The sequence below is a fragment of the Streptomyces sp. NBC_00647 genome, assembly GCF_045207245.1.
Taxonomy (GTDB): domain Bacteria; phylum Actinomycetota; class Actinomycetes; order Streptomycetales; family Streptomycetaceae; genus Streptomyces.
Genome location: NZ_CP109040.1, coordinates 6,630,264 through 6,650,346 on the forward strand (window position 1 = coordinate 6,630,264; position 20,083 = coordinate 6,650,346).

The 20,083-nt window shown below is 71.3% G+C and carries 19 protein-coding genes and 2 pseudogenes; 9 read left to right on the plus strand and 12 right to left on the minus strand.

Going from position 1 to position 20,083, the window contains the following annotated elements:
• Positions 1 to 31: 31 nt before the first annotated feature.
• The gene (locus tag OG788_RS29290; RefSeq protein WP_406374390.1) at positions 32 to 790 is read left to right on the plus strand and encodes a hypothetical protein; all 759 of its coding nucleotides are present in this window, start codon (positions 32 to 34) and stop codon (positions 788 to 790) included.
• 35 nt (positions 791 to 825) lie between these two features.
• On the opposite strand, the pseudogene OG788_RS29295 reads toward OG788_RS29290, so the two are convergent.
• Positions 826 to 987, minus strand: a pseudogene (locus OG788_RS29295) (IS701 family transposase); the annotation flags it as partial.
• A gap of 144 nt (positions 988 to 1,131) precedes the next feature.
• Positions 1,132 to 2,604, minus strand: coding sequence for a VCBS repeat-containing protein (locus tag OG788_RS29300; RefSeq protein ID WP_406374391.1), 1,473 nt, complete (start codon positions 2,602 to 2,604; stop codon positions 1,132 to 1,134).
• 236 nt (positions 2,605 to 2,840) lie between these two features.
• Between OG788_RS29300 and OG788_RS29305 the strand changes: the two are divergent.
• Positions 2,841 to 3,035: pseudogene (locus tag OG788_RS29305) on the plus strand (IS701 family transposase); the annotation flags it as partial.
• Positions 3,036 to 3,314: 279 nt separating this feature from the next.
• On the opposite strand, the gene OG788_RS29310 reads toward OG788_RS29305, so the two are convergent.
• Together OG788_RS29310 and OG788_RS29315 are read right to left on the minus strand one after the other, a co-directional pair.
• On the minus strand, positions 3,315 to 3,857 hold the full coding sequence (locus tag OG788_RS29310) for a hypothetical protein (protein WP_351553288.1): 543 nt from the start codon (positions 3,855 to 3,857) through the stop codon (positions 3,315 to 3,317).
• 24 nt (positions 3,858 to 3,881) lie between these two features.
• Positions 3,882 to 4,994, minus strand: coding sequence for a magnesium and cobalt transport protein CorA (locus OG788_RS29315; RefSeq protein ID WP_351553291.1), 1,113 nt, complete (start codon positions 4,992 to 4,994; stop codon positions 3,882 to 3,884).
• Positions 4,995 to 5,611: 617 nt separating this feature from the next.
• Here OG788_RS29315 and OG788_RS29320 point away from each other — a divergent pair.
• Entirely contained in the window at positions 5,612 to 6,196 is a 585-nt protein-coding gene (locus OG788_RS29320; protein WP_406374392.1) for a suppressor of fused domain protein, read from the plus strand.
• Between the two features lie 52 nt (positions 6,197 to 6,248).
• On the opposite strand, the gene OG788_RS29325 is transcribed toward OG788_RS29320, so the two are convergent.
• Positions 6,249 to 7,502 carry an MFS transporter gene (locus OG788_RS29325; RefSeq protein WP_406374393.1) on the minus strand — a complete coding sequence of 418 codons (1,254 nt, stop codon included), beginning with the start codon at positions 7,500 to 7,502 and terminating at the stop codon, positions 6,249 to 6,251.
• Positions 7,503 to 7,665: 163 nt separating this feature from the next.
• Here OG788_RS29325 and OG788_RS29330 point away from each other — a divergent pair, with 163 nt between their 5' ends.
• The 3 genes from OG788_RS29330 to OG788_RS29340 all read left to right on the plus strand — a co-directional run bounded on the left by OG788_RS29330 (position 7,666) and on the right by OG788_RS29340 (position 10,628).
• Positions 7,666 to 8,307 carry a DUF6758 family protein gene (locus OG788_RS29330; RefSeq protein WP_266762457.1) on the plus strand — a complete coding sequence of 214 codons (642 nt, stop codon included), beginning with the start codon at positions 7,666 to 7,668 and terminating at the stop codon, positions 8,305 to 8,307.
• 346 nt (positions 8,308 to 8,653) lie between these two features.
• The gene (locus OG788_RS29335; protein WP_406374394.1) at positions 8,654 to 9,511 is read left to right on the plus strand and encodes a PHP domain-containing protein; all 858 of its coding nucleotides are present in this window, start codon (positions 8,654 to 8,656) and stop codon (positions 9,509 to 9,511) included.
• A gap of 511 nt (positions 9,512 to 10,022) precedes the next feature.
• Positions 10,023 to 10,628 (plus strand): MarC family protein, encoded by a 606-nt coding sequence (locus OG788_RS29340; RefSeq protein WP_266762461.1) that lies wholly within the window; start codon positions 10,023 to 10,025, stop codon positions 10,626 to 10,628.
• A 113-nt stretch (positions 10,629 to 10,741) separates the two neighbouring features.
• Here OG788_RS29340 and OG788_RS29345 read toward each other — a convergent pair whose 3' ends face one another.
• Positions 10,742 to 10,894, minus strand: a complete 153-nt coding sequence (locus OG788_RS29345) for a hypothetical protein (protein ID WP_007384531.1) — start codon at positions 10,892 to 10,894, stop codon at positions 10,742 to 10,744.
• Positions 10,895 to 11,117: 223 nt separating this feature from the next.
• Here OG788_RS29345 and OG788_RS29350 point away from each other — a divergent pair, with 223 nt between their 5' ends.
• Positions 11,118 to 12,014 carry an NYN domain-containing protein gene (locus OG788_RS29350; protein ID WP_406374395.1) on the plus strand — a complete coding sequence of 299 codons (897 nt, stop codon included), beginning with the start codon at positions 11,118 to 11,120 and terminating at the stop codon, positions 12,012 to 12,014.
• A 140-nt stretch (positions 12,015 to 12,154) separates the two neighbouring features.
• Here OG788_RS29350 and OG788_RS29355 read toward each other — a convergent pair whose 3' ends face one another.
• Positions 12,155 to 13,024 (minus strand): alpha/beta fold hydrolase, encoded by an 870-nt coding sequence (locus tag OG788_RS29355; RefSeq protein ID WP_406374396.1) that lies wholly within the window; start codon positions 13,022 to 13,024, stop codon positions 12,155 to 12,157.
• Between the two features lie 278 nt (positions 13,025 to 13,302).
• Positions 13,303 to 15,582, minus strand: a complete 2,280-nt coding sequence (locus tag OG788_RS29360; RefSeq protein ID WP_406374397.1) for a DEAD/DEAH box helicase — start codon at positions 15,580 to 15,582, stop codon at positions 13,303 to 13,305.
• Positions 15,583 to 16,053: 471 nt separating this feature from the next.
• Here OG788_RS29360 and OG788_RS29365 point away from each other — a divergent pair, with 471 nt between their 5' ends.
• A complete protein-coding gene (locus OG788_RS29365; RefSeq protein WP_266762469.1) occupies positions 16,054 to 16,815 on the plus strand; it encodes a ferritin-like fold-containing protein in 762 nt (253 codons plus the stop codon).
• A gap of 128 nt (positions 16,816 to 16,943) precedes the next feature.
• Here OG788_RS29365 and OG788_RS29370 read toward each other — a convergent pair whose 3' ends face one another.
• The 4 genes from OG788_RS29370 to OG788_RS29385 all read right to left on the minus strand — a co-directional run bounded on the left by OG788_RS29370 (position 16,944) and on the right by OG788_RS29385 (position 18,878).
• A complete protein-coding gene (locus OG788_RS29370) occupies positions 16,944 to 17,213 on the minus strand; it encodes a hypothetical protein (protein WP_351553312.1) in 270 nt (89 codons plus the stop codon).
• 220 nt (positions 17,214 to 17,433) lie between these two features.
• On the minus strand, positions 17,434 to 17,661 hold the full coding sequence (locus OG788_RS29375) for a DUF3107 domain-containing protein (protein WP_028801993.1): 228 nt from the start codon (positions 17,659 to 17,661) through the stop codon (positions 17,434 to 17,436).
• A gap of 169 nt (positions 17,662 to 17,830) precedes the next feature.
• Positions 17,831 to 18,472: a TetR/AcrR family transcriptional regulator gene (locus OG788_RS29380; RefSeq protein WP_351551404.1), complete on the minus strand. Its 642-nt coding sequence runs from the start codon at positions 18,470 to 18,472 to the stop codon at positions 17,831 to 17,833.
• Between the two features lie 187 nt (positions 18,473 to 18,659).
• Positions 18,660 to 18,878 (minus strand): hypothetical protein, encoded by a 219-nt coding sequence (locus OG788_RS29385; protein ID WP_351551407.1) that lies wholly within the window; start codon positions 18,876 to 18,878, stop codon positions 18,660 to 18,662.
• Between the two features lie 160 nt (positions 18,879 to 19,038).
• On the opposite strand from OG788_RS29385, the gene OG788_RS29390 reads away from it, so the two are divergent.
• Positions 19,039 to 20,028, plus strand: a complete 990-nt coding sequence (locus tag OG788_RS29390; protein WP_406374398.1) for an alpha/beta fold hydrolase — start codon at positions 19,039 to 19,041, stop codon at positions 20,026 to 20,028.
• The last annotated feature ends 55 nt before the right edge of the window (positions 20,029 to 20,083 follow it).

Sequence of the window (20,083 nt, forward strand, 5' to 3'; positions counted from 1 at the left end):
TGAGGACCGCGCACGAGAGGCAGCCCCACCTGTGACTGCAATTCCCCAGGGCCGTACCCGCAGATCCGTGACGGTGACCGCGATGTGCGCACTGGCCCTGACAGGGACGGCGCTGACGGGGTGCGGCAGTGAGGACCCGGACGCGGGCACGAACGGGGTCGGCAAGCTGCCCGCCGCCACCATCCAGGCGAAGACGAAGAAGGCGGCCGAGGACGCGAAGACCGTACGGCTGTCCGGGACCGTCGTCTCGAACGGGACCACGTACACCCTCGACATGCGCCTCAAGTCCGACGGCGGGACCGGCTCGGTCACCTCGAAGGGGGCCAGTTTCCGGCTGCTGCGCGTCGGTGAGCACCTCTTCCTCAAGGCGAACGCCGAGTTCTGGGCCCATCAGGACGGCAAGAGCGGCGGCAAGCCGGCGGACACCGCCGCGGCGGACAAGCTGGAGGGCATGTACGTGAAGGTGCCGACCGGTGACCCCGCGTACAAGCGCTTCAGCGGCTTCACCGACAAGGACGTCCTGCTCGGCGGGCTGCTCAGTCTGCACGGCGACCTCGCCACGGACGGCCACCACGAGGAGTCCGGCGTCCGCACCATCCGCATCACCGGCGACAAGGGCTCGGGCGGCACCCTGGACGTCTCGCTGCAGGGGACCCCGTATCCGCTCCTCCTGTCCCGCGCGGGCAACGCCGGCACCCTCCGGCTGACCGACTGGGGCAAGGACTTCGCGCTGGCGGAGCCGTCCAGGAAGGAGACGGTCGATTACGGGCAGCAGCTGCCCACGTCCTAGTACTGGGTGATCAAGCGTCGGATTTCGGCGAGGCTGTAGGCAATGTAGTAAGAGATCTGCTCGGGCCGGCTGACGCTGCGGCGGGCGAGAACCCAGTGCCGGCGGTCCTCACGGTGCCAGGGGCGGACCTCGACACGAGCCCCCTCGTAGATTCTGCCTTGGGCCCCGGCGCCACGGGAACGGCGCTTCCACTTCTGATCCCGCAACCGGTCCAGCTCCGGACGGCGCCGAGGGTTGCGCCGGCGCGGGACGGTACCCGGCGGCACGTGCACGGACGTGCGGGGGACGACAGGAGCCCGCACCCCTGGCGGGTGCGGGCTCCTGTGACGGGAAGGGGAGCGTCAGTTGGCGGCGTTGGCTCCGAAGTACGGGGAGGCGTCCGTCGAGACGCCGACCGAGGACGGGGCGATGGAGCGCGCGCCGGTCGTGGTGATCCGCGTGCCGTCGGAGGGCAGGTACACCAGCGAGCCGTTGCCGGCGTTCTCGCCGAACGCGCCGACGGTCAGGTCCGCCCTGCCGTCGCCCGTGACGTCGGTGAGCTTCACCTCTCCGCCGAACCGGTCGCCCTTCTCGTCCGTGCCGGGCACACCGGCCGTGGACTGGGCGAAGTACTGGTACCCCGACATGGTGTTCACACCCGAGGCGGAGCCGTACAGCACGGTGACCGCGCCCGTGTCGACCACGCTGCCCAGGTTCTCACCGGGGGCGCCGACCACCAGGTCCGTCATGCCGTCGCCGTTGATGTCGCCGAGGGACAGCTCGCCGCCGAACCAGTCGCCGCGCTCGGAGGAGCCGGGCACGTTGCCGCTGTTCTGGGTGACCGCGACCGTGGCGGCCGGGCCGGCGGCGGAACCGTAGACGATGTGCACCTTGCCGCCTGTGGTGGACTCGGGCACGGTCGGGCCGCCGTCGTCGGCCGGGTCCCAGTTCTGGCCGGTGGCGATGTCGCCGAAGCCGTCGCCGTTGATGTCGCCGATTCCGGTGATGAGCCCGCTCTTCATTTCGCGTGCCAGGCCCGAGTCCAGGCCGGAGGCCGTGCCGGGCACGTACCAGTTGCTGTAGTAGCCGACGTCGCCGCCGTCCCGGTAACCGTCGACGACCAGGTCCGTGCGCTTGTCGCCGTTGACGTCGCCCGCGGCGAGCATGAGCGTGCCGGCCTCGCCGCCGGCGAGGATGTCCGTGGTCAGCGAGTAGCGGCCGCCGTAGGTGCCCGCCTTGGTGATGCCGCCCTTGAAGACGTACACCCGGTTCGACGAGGAGCCGACCGCGAGGTCCTCCGTGCCGTCCCCGTCGAAGTCGCCCGCGGCCAGCGCGCGGCCCCAGCGGTCGTGCGACGAGGGCGCCGCGTCCTTGACCGTCGTCGCGCCGGACAGGCCGCGCGCCGAACCCCACACGATGGCGACGGTGCCGCCGTCGGTGTCGCCGTCCACGTCCTCGTGCTGCGCGGCGGCCGCGAGGTCGTCGTAGCCGTCGCCGTTGAAGTCGCCGTAGGCGCTGACCCAGCCGAAGCCGTCCTCGGTCTCGGCGCTGCCGGGCACACCGGCGGTGTTCTGGCTGATCGTGGCGCGCTTCGTGGACGTCACGCCGCTCGCCGAGCCGTACAGGGCGACGATCTGGCCGGCGCCCTTCTTGCCGCCGACGGTGGACGAGCCGGCGGAGTACGCCACGTCTCCGTAGCCGTCGTTGTTGAAGTCCGCCACCGGGTGCTGGACGGAGTCGGCCGCCGTCGCCGTCACGGCCGTGAAGGAGAGCAGACCACCCGTCAGCGCGGCAGCGGTCGCCGTCGCGAGGGTCAGTCGCAGATGCTTGTGCATGCGGGGTCTCCTCTGCATGCGGGAGCGCCTCTCGGGCGCTCCCCGTCAATTGGGTGCGTTCCGGCAGTGTTCGCCCGGAGTTCTCCGGGGCGCCACCGGCGGTTGGCGATCAGGAGACCGTCCGGACGGGGCGGGGGTTGTACGCGGGACCCCGGAATTCTTCGCCGATTCACGTGTCCGGTGCGGCGATCGGGGCGTACTGGACGCAACCGGACACCATGCGCCCGGTGCGCCACCGCTCCTCGAAGCAGGAGTGCGGCCCGGACGACTACCAGGTGCGCCGCTGTCCCGGCCGGCACCGCCACATGACCCTCGCGACGGCCGCCCACGCCTGCCTCACCCTTCTGCGGGCCCGAGACCTGGACGTGGAGAAAGCAGAAACGGATCCTCCCAGCTCATCCACTACAGCCTCGCCGAAATCCGACGCTTGATCATCCGCCTCACCCATCGACACCCGGCCCCGATCGACCACATCCTCCACTGGTCGACCTGGCGCCGCAGACGCCGACGCCAAGCCCGCATCAGCCACTACAAACGACGCGGACACAGCCCATGAGAGCCGCCCAGCAATCAGAACAAGAACCGTTGCAGTACCAGCCCCCGCGCGGCCCGGTGAGCGCTCCGCGGCGGCTCGGACCCACAGCCTCGGCGGCTCGGACCCACGGCCTCGGCGGCGCGCCCCGAACGACGGCTGCCAGGCTCTGTTCGCCCTAGCGGCGCTTGCGCTTCTTCATCAGCAGGCGGGGCAGCGCCGCCGGAATCGGCAGACGGGTGGTCGCCGGGGTCGGCACCGGCCGCTCGGCGAGCGAACCCTCGGGCAGCTCGGCCGTCCCGCCCGTCGGCTCGAGACGCAGCACCCGGCACTCGCGCGCCCAGCGCTCCGGCATGGCCTCGCCGTCGTGGGCGTTCAGCCGCTTGCCCTTGAGTTCACCGACGGCGGCTTCCCACGCGGGGGTGTTCTCGGCGAGCTCCACGACCGTGGCGGACCAGGAGACGAGCCGTCCGCCCTTGTCCTTGCTGCGGACGGTGACCACCGCGAAGCCCCCGTCGATCAGCCCCGGCAGCGGCTGCTCGCCGGGCCCGTCGCCGACCACGCAGGCCGCGCCCTCGTGCCACACGTGCCACAGCGCCTGAGCGGGCACCTCGTGCGCCGGAGCGGGGAGCGCCGGCGTGGCGGCGCCCCGCACCCAGATCAGCCCGGACTTCTTGGTGGCCTCCTCGACGAGGGCCTGGTCGAGCAGCTCTTGCGTCATGGGGCCAAGCCTATCCAGCCCGCCCTAGAGCCAGCCGTTGCGCTTCAGGATGCGGTGGATCGAGAGACAGAGGCCGACCGTGATGCCCATGACCACCGGGTAGCCGTAGCGTGCGTGCAGCTCGGGCATGTGCTCGAAGTTCATGCCGTACACGCCACAGACCATCGTCGGTACGGCGATGATCGCGGCCCACGAGGTGATCTTGCGCATGTCCTCGTTCTGCGCCACGGAGGCCTGCGCGAGGTTGGCCTGGAGGATCGAGTTGAGCAGTTCGTCGAAGCCGAGGACCTGCTCCTGCACGCGCGCGAGGTGGTCGGCGACGTCGCGGAAGTACTTCTGGATGTCGGGGTCGATCAGCCGCATCGGGCGCTCGCTGAGCAGCTGCATGGGGCGCAGCAGCGGCGACACCGCCCGCTTGAACTCCAGCACCTCGCGCTTGAGCTGGTAGATCTGCCCGGCGTCCGTGCCGCGCGGGCTGCCCTTGCGGCCCGGCGAGAACACCTCGGTCTCGACCTCGTCGATGTCGTCCTGCACGGCGTCCGCGACCGCGATGTAGCCGTCGACGACATGGTCGGCGATCGCGTGCAGCACGGCCGAGGGGCCCTTGGCGAGCAGCTCGGGGTCGTCCTGCAGCCGGTGCCGCAGGGCGCGCAGCGAGCCCTGTCCACCGTGCCGGACGGTGATGAAGAAGTCCCGTCCGGTGAAGCACATGACCTCGCCGGTCTCGACGATCTCGCTGGTCGCCGTCAGCCGGTCGTGCTCGACGTAGTGGATGGTCTTGAAGACGGTGAAGAGGGAGTCGTCGTAGCGCTCCAGCTTGGGCCGCTGGTGGGCCTGGACGGCGTCCTCGACGGCCAGCGGGTGCAGCCCGAACTCCCCGGCGATGACGGCGAATTCGTCCTCGGTGGGCTCGTGCAGGCCGATCCACACGAAGCCGCCGTCGCGCCGCACCTGGCGCATCGCCTCGTGCGGCGTGAGCGGCGTGCGCGTCTCGACGCGGGCACCGTCGCGGTAGACGGCGCAGTCGACCACGGCCGACGGGGTGCCGGGGTCACGGGTGGTGTCGTACGAGCCACTGTCCTTGCGCAGCGAGGGGCGGGGGCGGACCGCGGCGCGCAGGTCTCGGATCATCGACATGGCGGGCTCCTTTTCGCAACGGAGGCGGCCGGCGACGGTTGGAACTACCCGGAATGGGGACGTCCAGACTGCGGATGTTTGGCACGTCCACAAAGCGGGGAGCACCGCACCGTCGCGGTGGCAGCTTCGCTGTTGATTCAGATCGGACAGATCAGGGGTTCAGATCGGACAGATCAGGCGGAAACGAAGCGCTCTTCCGTGGTGCACCGGGCAACGCTGACACGTATGCACACGTTTGCGGGAGGCGGCAGCCGGCAAGGCTGAAAAACCAGCGGAACCAGCTACGAACTCAGCGACCGGAAGAGCGGGTGGTACTGCACGGTCGACTTCGGTCCATTGCAGCCCCACCTCCTCCGGTCGGTCCCCCATGAGGGACGATCCATCCCCCGAAGGGGAGTCTGTCTCCCTCCGAAGGGGAGTCAGATCAGTCTCAGTGCGTCGGAGCCCGGGAGCAACTCCCCCAGCGCCAAGAGGGCCTGGGTGGTGCCTCCACTGTGCGCTGCTCCGACCAGCGGCCAAGACTATCAGCGCACCGATACGTCAAGTCCCCGCTTTGCGCGTTGTTGACCAGGGGTCCGGTGCGCCGCCGCGCAGTTGACGCGGCCTATGCTCGGTCCATGGCTGATGTTCTTCCTCTGGTCGAGGCCCGTTTGCGCTCCGCGCTGGGCGAACCCGACGCGCGGGCCGCGGTCACCTTCCTGGGCACCGACCGCATCGAGGTGCTGCGTTTCACGGAGGGCGACATCGTCCGCTACGCCACGCTCGGCATGTCCGCCCAGCCGATGGCGGACCCCACCGCCGTGCTCGCCGACCCGGTGAAGGGCCCGCGCGCCGAGTTGGTCCTCTCGGTCCGGCCGGGCGGCGCCGACACCGACAAGGTGCTCCGGCCGCTGGCCGTGCTCGGAGCCTCACCCCAGGTCGAGGGCCTGGTCGTGGCCCCGGGCGCCTCGCTCGACGTGGGCGAACCCCTGTGGCCCGGCGCGCCGTTCACCTCCGTCCTGGTCGCGGAGTCCGGCGGTCTGGTGGAGGACCTGGAACTGGACGAGCCCGCCGACCCCGTACGGTTCCTGCCGCTGCTCCCCATGACGCCCAACGAGGCCGCCTGGAAGCGCGTGCACGGCGCCTCCGCCCTTCAGGAGCGCTGGCTGAACAGCGGTACGGACCTGCGCGATCCGCTGCGCAAGTCCGTACCGCTGGACTGACCGACTTTCGGGCACCCGGCCCGACAGGGCGTCAGATCCGGTTCCTGAAGCGTCAGTTGGCGAAGACCGTGACGCCGTCCTCGGTGGCGTGGGCCGGCTCGAGTTCCTCGGCCTCGGAGGTGAGCGCCTCGCGCCGTACGAAGACCACCGCCGCGCCCAGCAGCGCGGTGACCGCGGCGACCACGAACGGGATGTGGATGTCGCTCCACTCCTCGATCTTCGGCGCGAAGTACGGCGCCGCCGCGGCCGCGAACCAGCGCACGAAGTTGTAGCCGGCGCTCGCCACGGGGCGCGGCGCGTCCGAGACTCCGAGGGCCAGCTCCGTGTAGACCGTGTTGTTCACGCCGATGAAGGCGCCGGACAGGATCGTGCAGACGACGGCGGTGGTGTGGTCGCCGTACCCGAGGACGAGCACGTCGGCGGCGAGCAGCACCAGGGAGCCGCCCAGCACCTTCAGTGAGCCGAACCGGGCCTGCATGCGCGGCGCGACGATCACCGAGAACACCGCGAGCAGCACGCCCCAGCAGAAGAACACCGCGCCGGACTTGTACGGGGTCATGTTCAGTACGAACGGGGTGAAGGCCAGCACGGTGAAGAACGTGTAGTTGTAGAAGAACGCGGACGTCGCCGCGGAGGCCAGACCTCCGTGGCCGAGGGCGCGCAGCGGGTCCAGGAGCGAGGTCTTGCGCGCGGGCTTCGGCTGCTCCTTCAGGAACGCCGTGATGCACAGGAAGCCGATCGCCATGAGGAACGCGGTGCCGAAGAACGGGTAGCGCCAGCTGGCGTCACCGAGCAGCGCTCCCAGCAGGGGCCCGCAGGCCATGCCGAGGCCGAGCGCCGACTCGTACAGCAGGATCGCCGCCGCGCTGCCGCCGGCCGCCGCGCCGACGATGACGGCGAGCGCGGTGGAGACGAACAGCGCGTTGCCGAGGCCCCAGCCCGCCCGGAAGCCGACGAGTTCGCCGACGGACCCCGAGGTGCCGGCGAGTCCGGCGAAGACCACGACGAGCGCGAGTCCGAGCAGCAGGGTCTTGCGGCCGCCGATCCGGCTGGAGACGAAGCCGGTCACCAGCATCGCGACGGCGGTGATCAGGAAGTACGAGGTGAAGAGCAGGGACACCTGGCTGGTCGAGGCGTCGAGCCCCTTGGCGATGGACGGCAGGATCGGGTCGACGAGCCCGATGCCCATGAAGGCGACGACGGATGCCCCGGCAGTCGCCCAGACGGCCCTCGGCTGGCGCAGGATGCCGCCGGCGCCGGCGTCGAACGTGTCCCCCTCCGCGGGGCCTTCCGTGCTGCTGATCATGCCCGCTCCTTCGCTGTGCACCGACTGGATCGTTGGCGTATACATACAATAAGTTAGATGAGCTAATTAATGCAAGATGCATCTAGTTTTTGGTGTGGCAGGCGCACGGCGGACGGGTGATCGTCCTTGACGCGGCGAAGGACGGGGAGGACCGTTGGGCCCTATGAGGGGCGAACCCAGTTGCCCGAAGTGTGGTGGCCGGGTCAGGGCTCCCGGCCTCTTTGCCGACTCCTGGCAGTGCGATGTGCACGGCACGGTGCATCCGCTGCAGCCCGTGATCCCGCCCAGCGTCGAGGCCCTCGGTGTGGTCGTGCACCGCGCCCGGGTACCGGTGTGGATGCCGTGGCCGCTGCCGGTCGGCTGGCTGTTCACCGGGGCGGCGTTCGCGGGGGACGACCGCAGTGGTGGCAGGGCCACCGTCATCGCCTGCTCCGGTCCCGGCCCGCTCGGCGGCATGGGTGAACTGATCCTGGTCGCCGAGGAACTCGGCGTCGGCCTCGGCGCCCGGTACGCGGGCATCGAGGGGCCCGATCCCGGCCCGTACATGAGCGTCGAGAAACCGCCTCAGGCAAAGGTTCTCGCGGCCGGCCGGCCCACCCCGCTCTGGCACGTCTCCAGCTCCCCCGACGATCGCGCCGTCTTCGCGGGCGAGGCGCGCGGGCTGTGGCTGTGGGCCGTCGTCTGGCCCGAACAGACCGGACTGCTGATGTACGACGAACTGGTCCTGACGGATCTGCGCGACGCGGGCGCGGAGGTGGACCTGCTGCCGTGCGGCGCCTTGTCCCCGCGCATCCTGGAGCCGTAGGGCCGCGCCGGGCCGTGACGGTCCCGCTCCGCCGGGCCGCAGGCCTCTGCCGGGTCCTGTCGTGTACGGATGCCCGGTTCTCGGAAGGCCGGGTCCGGGTCCGATGGGTGCCGAGGTGGGCGGATGTCGCGTCCGGTGAATGCCGGGTTCGAGGGGGGTCGGGTTCGGGGGTGCCGGATGCCGGGTGGTCTGGTGAGCGCCGGAGTCGGCGGGATGTCGGGGTTCGGCTGTCGGTCCGGTGAGGCGTGTAGGGGGCACTCGGGCGGTTCGGGTGTGACGGAGGGGTGTCGGATTCCCGTTATCCTTGAGCGTCCCCGTCCGTCCCGTCACCCCTGGAGTCCGCGTAGTGCGCATCGACCTGCACGCCCACTCCACCGCTTCCGACGGCACGGACACCCCGGCCGAGCTGGTGCGCAACGCTGCCGCCGCCGGTCTGGACGTCGTCGCGCTCACCGACCACGACACCACCCGCGGGTACGCCGAGGCCACCGCCGCGCTGCCCGAGGGTCTCACCCTCGTCACCGGCGCCGAACTCTCGTGCCGGATCGACGGCATCAGCATGCACATGCTGGCCTACCTCTTCGACCCCGAGGAGCCCGCACTGCTCGCCGAGCGCGAGCTGGTGCGGGACGACCGGGTGCCGCGCGCCCAGGGCATGATCGCCAGGCTTCGGGAACTCGGCGTGCCGATCACCTGGGAACAGGTGGCGCGTATCGCGGGCGACGGATCGGTCGGACGCCCGCACGTCGCCTCCGCGCTGGTCGAGCTGGGTGTCGTCGGCAGCGTCTCCGACGCCTTCACCGGGGAATGGCTCGCCGACGGCGGTCGCGCCTACGTCCCCAAGCACGAGACCGACCCCTTCGAGGCGATCCGGCTGGTCAAGGGAGCCGGGGGCGTCACCGTCTTCGCGCACCCCGCCGCCGCCAAGCGGGGCCGTACCGTGCCGGAGTCGGCGATCGCGGAGCTCGCCGCCGCGGGACTCGACGGCATCGAGGTCGACCACATGGACCACGAGCCGGCCACCCGGGCACGGCTGCGCGGTCTGGCCTCCGAGATGGGGCTGCTGGTCACGGGCTCGTCCGACTACCACGGCAGCCGCAAGACCTGTGTGCTCGGGGAGTTCACGACCGACCCCGAGGTCTACGGGGAGATCACCCGCCGGGCCACCGGGGCGTTCCCGGTGCCGGGCGCAGGCGGAGCCTGAATCCCCGGACGTTCCACGCCGGGCCGGTCTCGTCGGGCCTGTGCCGACGGGTCGGCGCCATGAGGCCGTCTGTGCGGGCCGGGTCCGTTTCGTCGGGGGCCGTGCCGTCGAGCTCCGGCCGTCGGGCGCCTCCGTCGGTTCCGCATCCGCCGGGTTCGCGCCATGCGGCCCGTACGGGCCGGGTCCGTGCCAGTGAGGCTTGAGCCCGGCGGGCGGCGCGCGGACTGACGCCTCCGCCCGGTCGGGACGGAAGTCCTGGCCGGCGCCATGGCTGAGGGCCGGCGCCCTGCGTGCCGGGCCGCGCTCGCGCCGGTCGCCGCACCGGAGCGTACTCACCCGGGGGCGTACGTCCCGCCCCGCGCTCGGCCGGAACCGCGTTCACCGGCCCGTTCCCAGGCACCCGGCACCGCCGGTCGTGCCTCCTCGTTCCGTCCCGCGGAACCACTGCCCACAACGGTGGCCGGAAGACCCGCCCACCGCCTCTCACCACCTCGCAAGGCTTCCCTTCACCATGTTCGACGTCGCCGTCTTCGGCTCCCTCTTCCTCACGCTCTTCGTCATCATGGATCCCCCCGGGATCACCCCGATCTTCCTGGCGCTCACCGCCGGCCGCCCCGCCAGGGTGCAGCGGCGCATGGCCTTCCAGGCGGTCTGTGTCGCCGGTGGCGTCATCGTCGTCTTCGGGCTCCTCGGGCATCAGATCCTGGACTACCTGCACGTCTCCGTGCCCGCGCTGATGATCGCGGGCGGACTGCTGCTCCTGCTCATCGCCCTCGACCTGCTGACCGGCAAGACCGACGAGCCGAAGCAGACCAAGGACGTCAACGTCGCCCTCGTGCCCCTGGGCATGCCGCTGCTCGCCGGGCCCGGCGCGATCGTGTCCGTGATCCTCGCGGTGCAGAAGGCCGACACCGTCGCCACCCAGGTCTCGGTGTGGACGGCCATCCTGGCGATCCATGTCGTGCTCTGGATCGTGATGCGTTACTCGCTGCTGATCATCCGTGTCATCAAGGACGGCGGCGTGGTGCTGGTGACCCGGCTCGCGGGCATGATGCTCTCCGCCATCGCGGTGCAGCAGATCATCAACGGCGTCACGCAGGTGATCCAGGGGAGCTGACGGCTCCCAGGACACGCAGAGCCCCGTACGGCACGGATGCCGTACGGGGCTCTGAAGTCTGAAAACGTCCGCGTCCTGCAACGCCCCTGGGCGCTACGAGGCGGGTCCTCGTATTACGAAGCGGACGTGTCGGCCGGGCGGATCCACAGTCGCTGCCCGATGGCGGCGGCCTGCTGAACGATCCGGTTGACGGAGGCGGCGTCCACGACAGTGCTGTCCACGGGCGTGCCGTCGACATCGTCGAGTCGCATGATTTCGAAGCGCATGGGCTTCTCCCTTCGTCTGGTCATCCTCCTGAGGAGAACTACTTGTGCGGAGAGCGAGTCATCGGTGTCTCGCTTCCGTAAGTAGCCAACGGGATGCGTGTTACAAACATTCCCTACGCTAAGGAAATTTTTCGAGAACCTAATTACTGACGGGTAAGCAGGTTGGCGGAGACTGAACGGCGCCAGTTGTGTTCGCAGCGTGACCGCCGGGACAATGGAATCGATGAACGACGACCACGCGGCCCTCGCCGCCCGCATCGACCGCACGAACGAGCTGCTCCAGCGGATGCTCGCCGAGGTCGCGAAGACACCCTCCACCCACGCGATCTTCGTCGACGCCGGATATCTGTACGCGGCCGCGGGACGGCTCGTCGCCGGCACGGAGGACCGCCGTTCGTTCGACCTGGACACCGAGGGCCTCATCGAGGCGCTCATCGACCGGGCCCGCACGATCTTCGCCGACAGCCGGCTGCTGCGCGTCTACTGGTACGACGGCGCGCGGCGCCGTATCCACACCGCGGAGCAGCAGTCGATCGCCGAACTCCCGGACGTGAAGGTCCGGTTGGGCAACCTGAACGCCAACAACCAGCAGAAGGGCGTCGATTCGCTCATCAGGTCCGACCTGGAGTCCCTCGCCCGGCACCGCGCCATCAGCGACGCGGCGCTGCTCGGCGGTGACGAGGACCTCGTCTCCGCGGTCGAGGCGGCGCAGGGCTACGGCGCCCGGGTCCACCTCTGGGGCATCGAGGCGCCCGAGGGCCGCAACCAGGCCGAGCCGCTGCTCTGGGAGGTCGACAGTCAGCGGACATTCGACCTCGACTTCTTCAAGCCGTACGTGGCCAGGCGGACCGCCCAGTCGTACGACCCGACGGCGACGGCCCGGCCCGCACGGGAGGACGTGCGTTTCGTGGGCGCGCAGATCGCCGCCAAGTGGCTGGCCGCACGGGGCAGGGAATCCCTGGTGGAGCTGCTGCCCGGGCACCCGTACCTCCCCGGCTCGGTCGACCAGGACCTGCTGGTCGAGGCCGAGGGGCTGCTCCAGTACTCCCTGCGCGGCCAGTCGGACCTGCGCCGCGCCCTGCGGGACGGCTTCTGGGAGCACCTGCAGGCGCAGTACTAGCGATCCCGGCAGCTCTGGTGGTCCCAGGAATCTCACGAATCCCTGGCGGTCCGGGGAGTCTCCGGCGGTCCTAGGAGCCCCGGCTGGCCCCGACCGCCCCGGCCACCCGGGCAGTCCTGACAGTCCTGGCGTTCGTGGCGCTAGCGGGCTGTGCTGTCCCAGAACCCGGCCAGAGCGCGGGCGGTCTCGAGCGGCTGGTCGGCGTTGGGGGAGTGCTCCGCGCCCTCGACGACCGTGCGGCGGGCGTCCAGCCGTACGGCCATCGTGTCCAGCAGGGACACCGGCCAGGTGTCGTCGCGCTCGCCGGAGATGACGTGCTTCGGGAGGGGGACGGCGACCAGTTCGGCCACGCGGTCCGGCTCGACGCACAGCTGACGGCCCGTGGCGACCAGTTGGGCGGGGCTGTTGCCGAGCCAGCGGCGGCGCAGGTCGGCGAGGTCGTCGAGCCCCGCGTCCAGCCCGCCCGTGTCGGTCTCCTCGGGCGGCTCCATCGCCCGTATCGCCTCCCAGACCTCGGCCATGCTCATCACGGTGAGCGCGTCCCGCAACAACTTGACGCGCTGCTGCTGGGCCGTGGAGATCTGGGCGGGGCCGGAGGCCATGAGCGTCAGCGAGACGAACGGCGAGGAGTCGACCAGCACCGCCGCGCGGGCGATCTGGCCGCCGAGCGAGTGCCCCAGGAGGTGCACCGGGGTGCCGAGCGCGGCGGCCTGCGCGAGCACGTCCTGCGCCAACTCGCTCTGCGCGTAGGCGGTTTCGTCGTCCCGGGGCCCTTCGCTCTCGAACTGTCCGCGCCCGTCCACGGCCACCGTCCGGTATCCCGCCGCGGCCAGGGGAGCGTGCAGCGCGATGAAGTCCTCCTTGCTCCCGGTGAACCCCGGCAGCAGCAACGCTGTCCCCTTGGGCTGCCCGTCCGGGGCGCCGTCGAGCACGGCGAACTCGCCGCGCGAGGTCGGCAGACGGTAGGCGCGGACACCGGCGGGCGGGACGAACGTGTAGGGCCTGCTCATGCGGAGGAGGCTATCGGGCGGGGAAGACGGACGCTCGGCGGGAGGGGCGGTCCGGGGGAGCACGGGAGATCTCGCCACGGGACAGGCCTCGCCACGGGGCAGGACCCCGGGGCGAGGCCTCGCTCTCCTCCGGTGCGGTCCCCGCGGGAGGCCGGGTCAGGCCTCGCCCACCCCGGGTTCCCGGCCCCGCCTCCCGCCGGAACAGGCGGGGCCGGGAGCGGGTGGGAACGCCGATGGCCCGGCCCCACCGGAGTGGGACCGGGCCATCGGACGGGAGATCAGCTCTCCGAAGGCTCCGCGGCGACAGCCTTGCGGGTGCGTCGGCGGGTGGCGGGCTTCGCGTCGCCCTCCTCGGCGGCCTGGGCCGGGATGTCGGCGTCGGCGACGGCCTTGCGGGTCCGGCGGCGGACGGGCTTGGCCTCGGCGGCTTCGGCCGTGTCCGTGACGGTGCTCGCGGCCTTGGCCCGCGTACGGCGCGGCTTGGTCTCGGCGACCTCGGTGGCAGCGGCCTCGACGGTGTCGACCACGGCCTCCGCGGCCTTGCGGGTGCGTCGGCGGGTGGCGGGCTTCGCGTCGCCCTCCTCGGCGGCCTGGGCCGGGATGTCGGCGTCGGCGACGGCCTTGCGGGTCCGGCGGCGGACGGGCTTGGCCTCGGTCGCCTCGGCGGCCTCGGCCGTGTCCGTGACGGTGCTCGCGGCCTTGGCCCGCGTACGGCGCGGCTTGGTCTCGGCGACCTCGGTGGCGGCGGCCTCGACGGTGTCGACCACGGCCTCCGCGGCCTTACGGGTCCGGCGCCGCACGGGCTTGGCCGGAGTCTCGGTGACCTCGGCGGCCTCGGTGACCGTCTCGGCGGCGGGCGCCGTCTCGACGGCCTTGCGGGTCCGACGGCGGGCCGGCTGGGCCGGAGCCTCGGCGGCGATCTCGGCGGCGACGTTCTCGACCACCGCCTCGGCGGCGGTCACCGCCGCCTCCGCCGTCTCGACGACGGTGTCGGCGGTCCTGCGGTTCCGGCGACGACGCGGCTTGGCCGGCTCGTCTGCGGTGCCCTCGGCCGTCGCCACGGCGGCCTCGGCGGCCTCGGTCACCGGGGTGGCCACGGCAGCGGCCGCCACCGGCTCGGAGCCGGCTCCACCACGGGTACGCCGACGGCGGCGAGGCGTGCGGGGCTCGGTGGCCTCGACGGACGCGGGAGCGTCCGTGGCGGCCTCGGGCGACGTGGACGGGGTCGTGGACGTCTCGTCCAGCGGCGCACCGTTGCGCGTACGGCGGCGCTGGCGCGGTGTGCGCGGCGAGCGCTCACGCTCGCGCTCGGGGGCCGACGGCGCCGCCGAACGGCCACCGCGGCCACGCGGACCGCCACGGCCACCGGTCTCGCCCAGGTCCTCGACCACTTCGGCCGAGAGGCCGGCGCGGGTGCGCTCGGAACGCGGCAGGACACCCTTGGTGCCGGCCGGGATCTTCAGCTCCTCGAAGAGGTGCGGGGACGTGGAGTACGTCTCCGGCGGGTTGCCGAAGCCGAGGTCCAGCGCCTTGTTGATCAGCTGCCAGCGCGGGATGTCGTCCCAGTCGACGAGGGTGATCGCGATGCCCTTGGCACCCGCGCGGCCGGTACGGCCGATGCGGTGCAGGTACGTCTTCTCGTCCTCGGGGGACTGGTAGTTGATGACGTGGGTGACACCCTCGACGTCGATGCCGCGGGCGGCCACGTCGGTGCAGACGAGGACGTCGACCTTGCCGTTGCGGAAGGCGCGCAGCGCCTGCTCGCGGGCGCCCTGGCCGAGGTCGCCGTGGACCGCGCCGGAGGCGAAACCGCGCTGCTGGAGCTGGTCGGCGAGGTCGGCCGCCGTGCGCTTGGTGCGGCAGAAGACCATGGCCAGGCCCCGGCCGTCGGCCTGCAGTATGCGGGCGACCAGCTCGGGCTTGTCCATGTTGTGCGCGCGGTAGACGAACTGCTCGGTGTTGCGCACCGTCGCGCCCTCGTCGTCCGGCGAGGTGGCACGGATGTGCGTGGGCTGCGACATGTAGCGGCGCGCGAGACCGATGACCGCGCCCGGCATGGTCGCCGAGAACAGCATCGTCTGACGGCGGGCCGGCAGCATGTTCATGATCTTCTCGACGTCGGGCAGGAAGCCCAGGTCGAGCATCTCGTCGGCCTCGTCGAGGACGAGCGCCTTGACGTGCTTGAGGTTGAGCTTCTTCTGGCCCGCGAGGTCCAGCAGGCGCCCCGGGGTGCCGACGATGACGTCGACGCCCTTCTTCAGGGCCTCCACCTGGGGCTCGTACGCCCGGCCGCCGTAGATGGCGAGAACGCGTACGTTGCGGACCTTGCCCGCGGTCAGCAGGTCGTTGGTCACCTGGGTGCACAGCTCGCGCGTCGGGACGACGACGAGGGCCTGCGGGGCGTCGGTCAGCTGCTCGGGCTTGGCCCGGCCCGCCTCGACGTCCGCGGGGACGGTGACGCGCTCGAGGAGCGGAAGGCCGAAGCCCAGCGTCTTGCCGGTGCCGGTCTTGGCCTGGCCGATGACGTCGGTGCCGGAAAGGGCAACGGGGAGCGTCATCTCCTGGATGGGGAAGGGCGTGATGATGCCGACGGCCTCGAGGGCTTCGGCGGTCTCAGGAAGGATTCCGAGGTCTCGGAAAGTCGTAGTCAGGGTGCTGCCTCTTCTGTGTACGCGGTGCGAGGCGAGCGCGGGGGTCGTGTCGGGACCGTGCCGGGGACGTCGGCCGCTCTTGACGGGCGGGCCGAGTGGCATGGGACCACTGCCGACGCTCGAGCTCTCGTGCCGCTGAGGGTTCCCTCCGGATGTCGTACGCAATGTGCCGTACCGACGTGGAGGGCTGTCGGGTCGGAGCCGATCGGGCCACCGACCGGGCATCCTCATTCGTGCGGCCCGTCGAATACTCGCCGGGCGCATTACCACCATACCCCGGAATCACGCACATGCGATGGCCGATTTGGTCACGTAGTCGTCGTCACACTGGTTGACCAGGGACTTCCCTCGTGCTGTGAGCGGGCTATTGTGCGCTTCATGACGACGCCTGACAACGCCGCTGAGAAGCCCGCCGAAGCCCCCGCCGACACCGCTCCCGCAGCCACCGGAGTAGCCGCGCAGGACTGGGACACGGCCTCGGCCGACCCGCAGTACCGGGCCGCCGTCGTGGACCTGCTCGGGGCGCTCGCGTACGGCGAGCTCGCGGCGTTCGAGCGGCTCGCGGAGGACGCCAAGCTGGCGCCCACGCTCAGCGACAAGGCGGAACTGGCGAAGATGGCGTCGGCCGAGTTCCACCACTTCGAGCAGCTACGGGACCGGCTCGCCGCGGTCGGCGCGGAGCCGACGCAGGCCATGGAGCCGTTCGTCGCCGCGCTCGACGGCTTCCACAAGCAGACGGCTCCCTCGGACTGGCTCGAAGGGCTCGTCAAGGCGTACGTCGGCGACTCGATCGCCAGTGACTTCTACCGTGAGGTCGCGGCCCGCCTCGACTCGGACACCCGCGGGCTCGTCCTCGGCGTCCTCGACGACACCGGTCACGCCGGCTTCGCCATCGAGAAGGTGCGCGCCGCGATCGACGCCGACCCGCGGGTGGGGGGCCGGCTCGCGCTGTGGGCGCGACGGCTGATGGGCGAGGCCCTGTCCCAGTCGCAGCGCGTGGTCGCCGACCGTGACGCCCTGTCGACGATGCTCGTGGGCGGCGTCGCGGACGGCTTCGACCTCGCCGAGGTGGGCCGGATGTTCTCCCGGATCACCGAGGCGCACACCAAGCGGATGGCCGCACTGGGCCTCGCGGCCTAGAACCTGCGTCGCGGCTCGGAGTCTGGCCCACGGCCCAGGACCTGCCCGGGGGTGAGCCCTCGGGCGCGGTCCGGGAGAAGTCCTAGCCGCGCGGTTCGCGGTCGCGGGAGCGCGGTCTGCGGAACGGGCTACGCGGTCGCCGAGCGGCGTCGAAAACGTTCCTCCGGACGGAGCAGCAGCGACAGCAGCGCCGCGGAGACGGCCGCCGCGCCGAGCAGGATGACCAGCCAATGGCCGGAGCCCAGGGCCGTGTGCGTCAGGAAGGCGCCGAACAGGGCTCCTGCCACGCCGGTCGAAAGGACCAGGCTGCGGGCGGGCAGGCGGTGGGGCAGGCGGTAGTCCGCCGCCCACGCCAGCGCGAGACCGAGCAGCGCTGAGCCGAGCGCTTCCAAGAACATGGTGACGGTCCCTCCCGCACGGCCGGGGCAAATCGGTCGTAGCCGGTCCTACCCCTGACGTGCGGAACGCAATCCTCCTCCGTGCTTGTCCTGTGCTCCATCTGTGGACGTGACGCGGGGAGGCGAGGCCGGGCGTGGGGCGGGCGGCATCGAGCGCGGAGTGGTACGCGAAGGGCCCGGTGACGATGTCACCGGGCCCTTCGCGTACCACTCCGTTGCCCTACAGAGCGCTGAATCCGACCTTGCGCTGCGTGGGCTCGCCGAGCTCCACGTACGCCAGCCTGTCGGCCGGAACCAGGACCTTGCGGCCGTGGTCGTCCACGAGGCTCAGCAGCTGCGACTTGCCGGCCAGCGCCTCGGACACCGCGCGCTCGACCTCTTCCGGGGTCTGACCGCTCTCCAGAACGATCTCGCGGGGCGCGTGCTGCACGCCGATCTTGACCTCCACGGCTTTGTCCCTCCGACGGTCAGTCATGTGCGCGTTCGTACGCGCCGTACGCAGCACACATTAGCCCGGTGAGGGGAGGTGCACGCTCCGCCAGGGAACGCCAGGAGCGAACAGCCGACGGGAACAAAGAAGCGGCCGAGGGGTACGCCCCCCGGCCGCCTTCTCCGTGTCAGTGGTGATCGGTGCCGTGCAGCGGGAAACCCGCGATGCCCCGCCAGGCGAGCGAGGTCAGCAGCTGGACCGCCTGGTCGCGCGGGACACTGCGGTCGCTGTGCAGCCAGGAACGGGCCACCACCTGGGCCAGGCCGCCGAGGCCCGAGGCGAGAAGCATCGACTCGGCACGCGAGAGACCGGTGTCCTCCGCGATGACGTCGCAGATCGCCTCGGCGCACTCGTGCGTCACCTTGTCGACGCGCTCGCGCACCGCCGGCTCATTGGTCAGGTCCGACTCGAAGACCAGCCGGAAAGCTCCGCCGTCGTCCTCGACGTACGCGAAGTAGGCGTCCATCGTCGCGCGGACGCGCAGGGCGTTGTCCGTCGTCGACGCGAGCGCCGCCCGCACCGCGAGGAGCAGCGACTCGCAGTGCTGGTCCAGCAGGGCGAGGTACAGATCGAGCTTGCCCGGGAAGTGCTGGTAGAGAACCGGCTTGCTGACGCCCGCGCGCTCGGCGATGTCGTCCATGGCGGCCGAGTGATACCCCTGCGCAACGAATACTTCCTGGGCGGCGCCGAGGAGCTGGTTGCGTCGGGCACGGCGCGGCAGGCGAGTGCCCCGCGGGCGTGCTGCCTCTGTCTGCTCGATGGCTGTCACGCCGCCTCCCAAAATTGTCCACGTGCGGTGTGCGCCGCGCCGCCATCGTACTTTTCGGTAACCGTGCTGTGTGCGGTGCGAGCGCAGAATTTCACGGACCGGACGCCGACGGCGGCGGCGCACAGTGTGCCGAAGGGGACGAGCTGGGCACCAGGCCGTCCCGACGGCCTTGATCAGCGGTGTCGCGTCACCGGTAGTCGTCCTCGTTCAGCCGGACGACCCGGGCCTGCTCGGCGAGATCCCCCTCATCGGCGTTGAGGGGGTCGCCCGGGGGTTCCGGGTCGACATCGTCCGCGGGATCCAGCTCGGCGGACTGCTCGGCGGTGTCGGCCTCCGGGGCCTCCGCGCCGAGGATTTCCCGGAACTGGTCATCGAATGTCCCGGGGTCTGTCGGGTCGACTGTCATGGTTCCTCTTCCCGAACGGGTACGAGCGCGCTCCTGATGTGCGTACGAGTGCCCTCGTTCGAAGCCTAGGAGACACGCGATCCGGACGCTATGCGATCCGGTCGCCATCTGTGACGGCGAACACATGAGCCCCCGCGTGATCGTCTCGTAACATTGCGGCATGTCTTCGACCGAACTCCCGCCCGCGCCGGCCGCGACCGTCCTGCCCCGGGTCGGCGCCGTCAGGGTCGCGGACGGGGAGCGACTGCGATCGGTAGGGCTGCCCGGCATCACCCTGACGGTCCGGTCGAGACCGCCGTCGCGCGAGGGACTGCCGGCCGCGCTGTACGTGCACGGCCTGGGCGGTTCCTCGCAGAACTGGTCGGCGCTGATGCCGCTGCTCGACGGGCTCGTGGACAGCGAGGCCCTCGATCTGCCGGGCTTCGGCGACTCGCCGCCACCGGACGACGGCGACTACTCGGTCACCGGACACGCGCGCGCCGTCATCCGCTATCTCGACGCGTCCGGGCGCGGGCCCGTGCACCTTTTCGGCAACTCGCTCGGCGGAGCGGTCACCACGCGCGTCGCGGCCGTCCGGCCGGATCTCGTCCGGACGCTCACGCTGGTCTCGCCCGCGCTGCCCGAGATCCGCGCCCAGCGCACCGCGTGGCCGACCGCGCTGCTCGCGCTGCCCGGGGTGGCGGGACTGTTCACCCGGCTCACCAGGGACTGGACCGCCGAGCAGCGTGTACGGGGGGTGACGGCCCTCTGTTACGGCGATCCCGGCATCGTGACGCCCGAGGGGTTCCGCCACGCGGTCGAGGAGATGGAACGGCGACTCGCCCTCCCCTATTTCTGGGACGCGATGGCACGCTCCGCGCGCGGGGTCGTGAACGCTTACACGCTGGGCGGACAGCACGGACTGTGGCGTCAGGCCGAGCGGGTGCTCGCCCCGACGCTGCTCGTCTACGGCGGCCGCGACCAACTCGTCGGCTACCGTATGGCGCAGCGCGCGGCCCGTGCCTTCCGTGACTCCCGGCTGTTGTCCCTGCCGGACGCGGGGCACGTCGCCATGATGGAGTATCCGGAAACGGTGGCCACCGCCTTCCGCGAACTCCTGGCGGACCTGGGAGAGTTGACCTCCTCGGCGGCAGTCGGCGCGGAGAGCTGAGGCAGGAAGTGGGACGACACAGTCGTCGGGGGCGGGCCGAGAAGCCGGACACCTC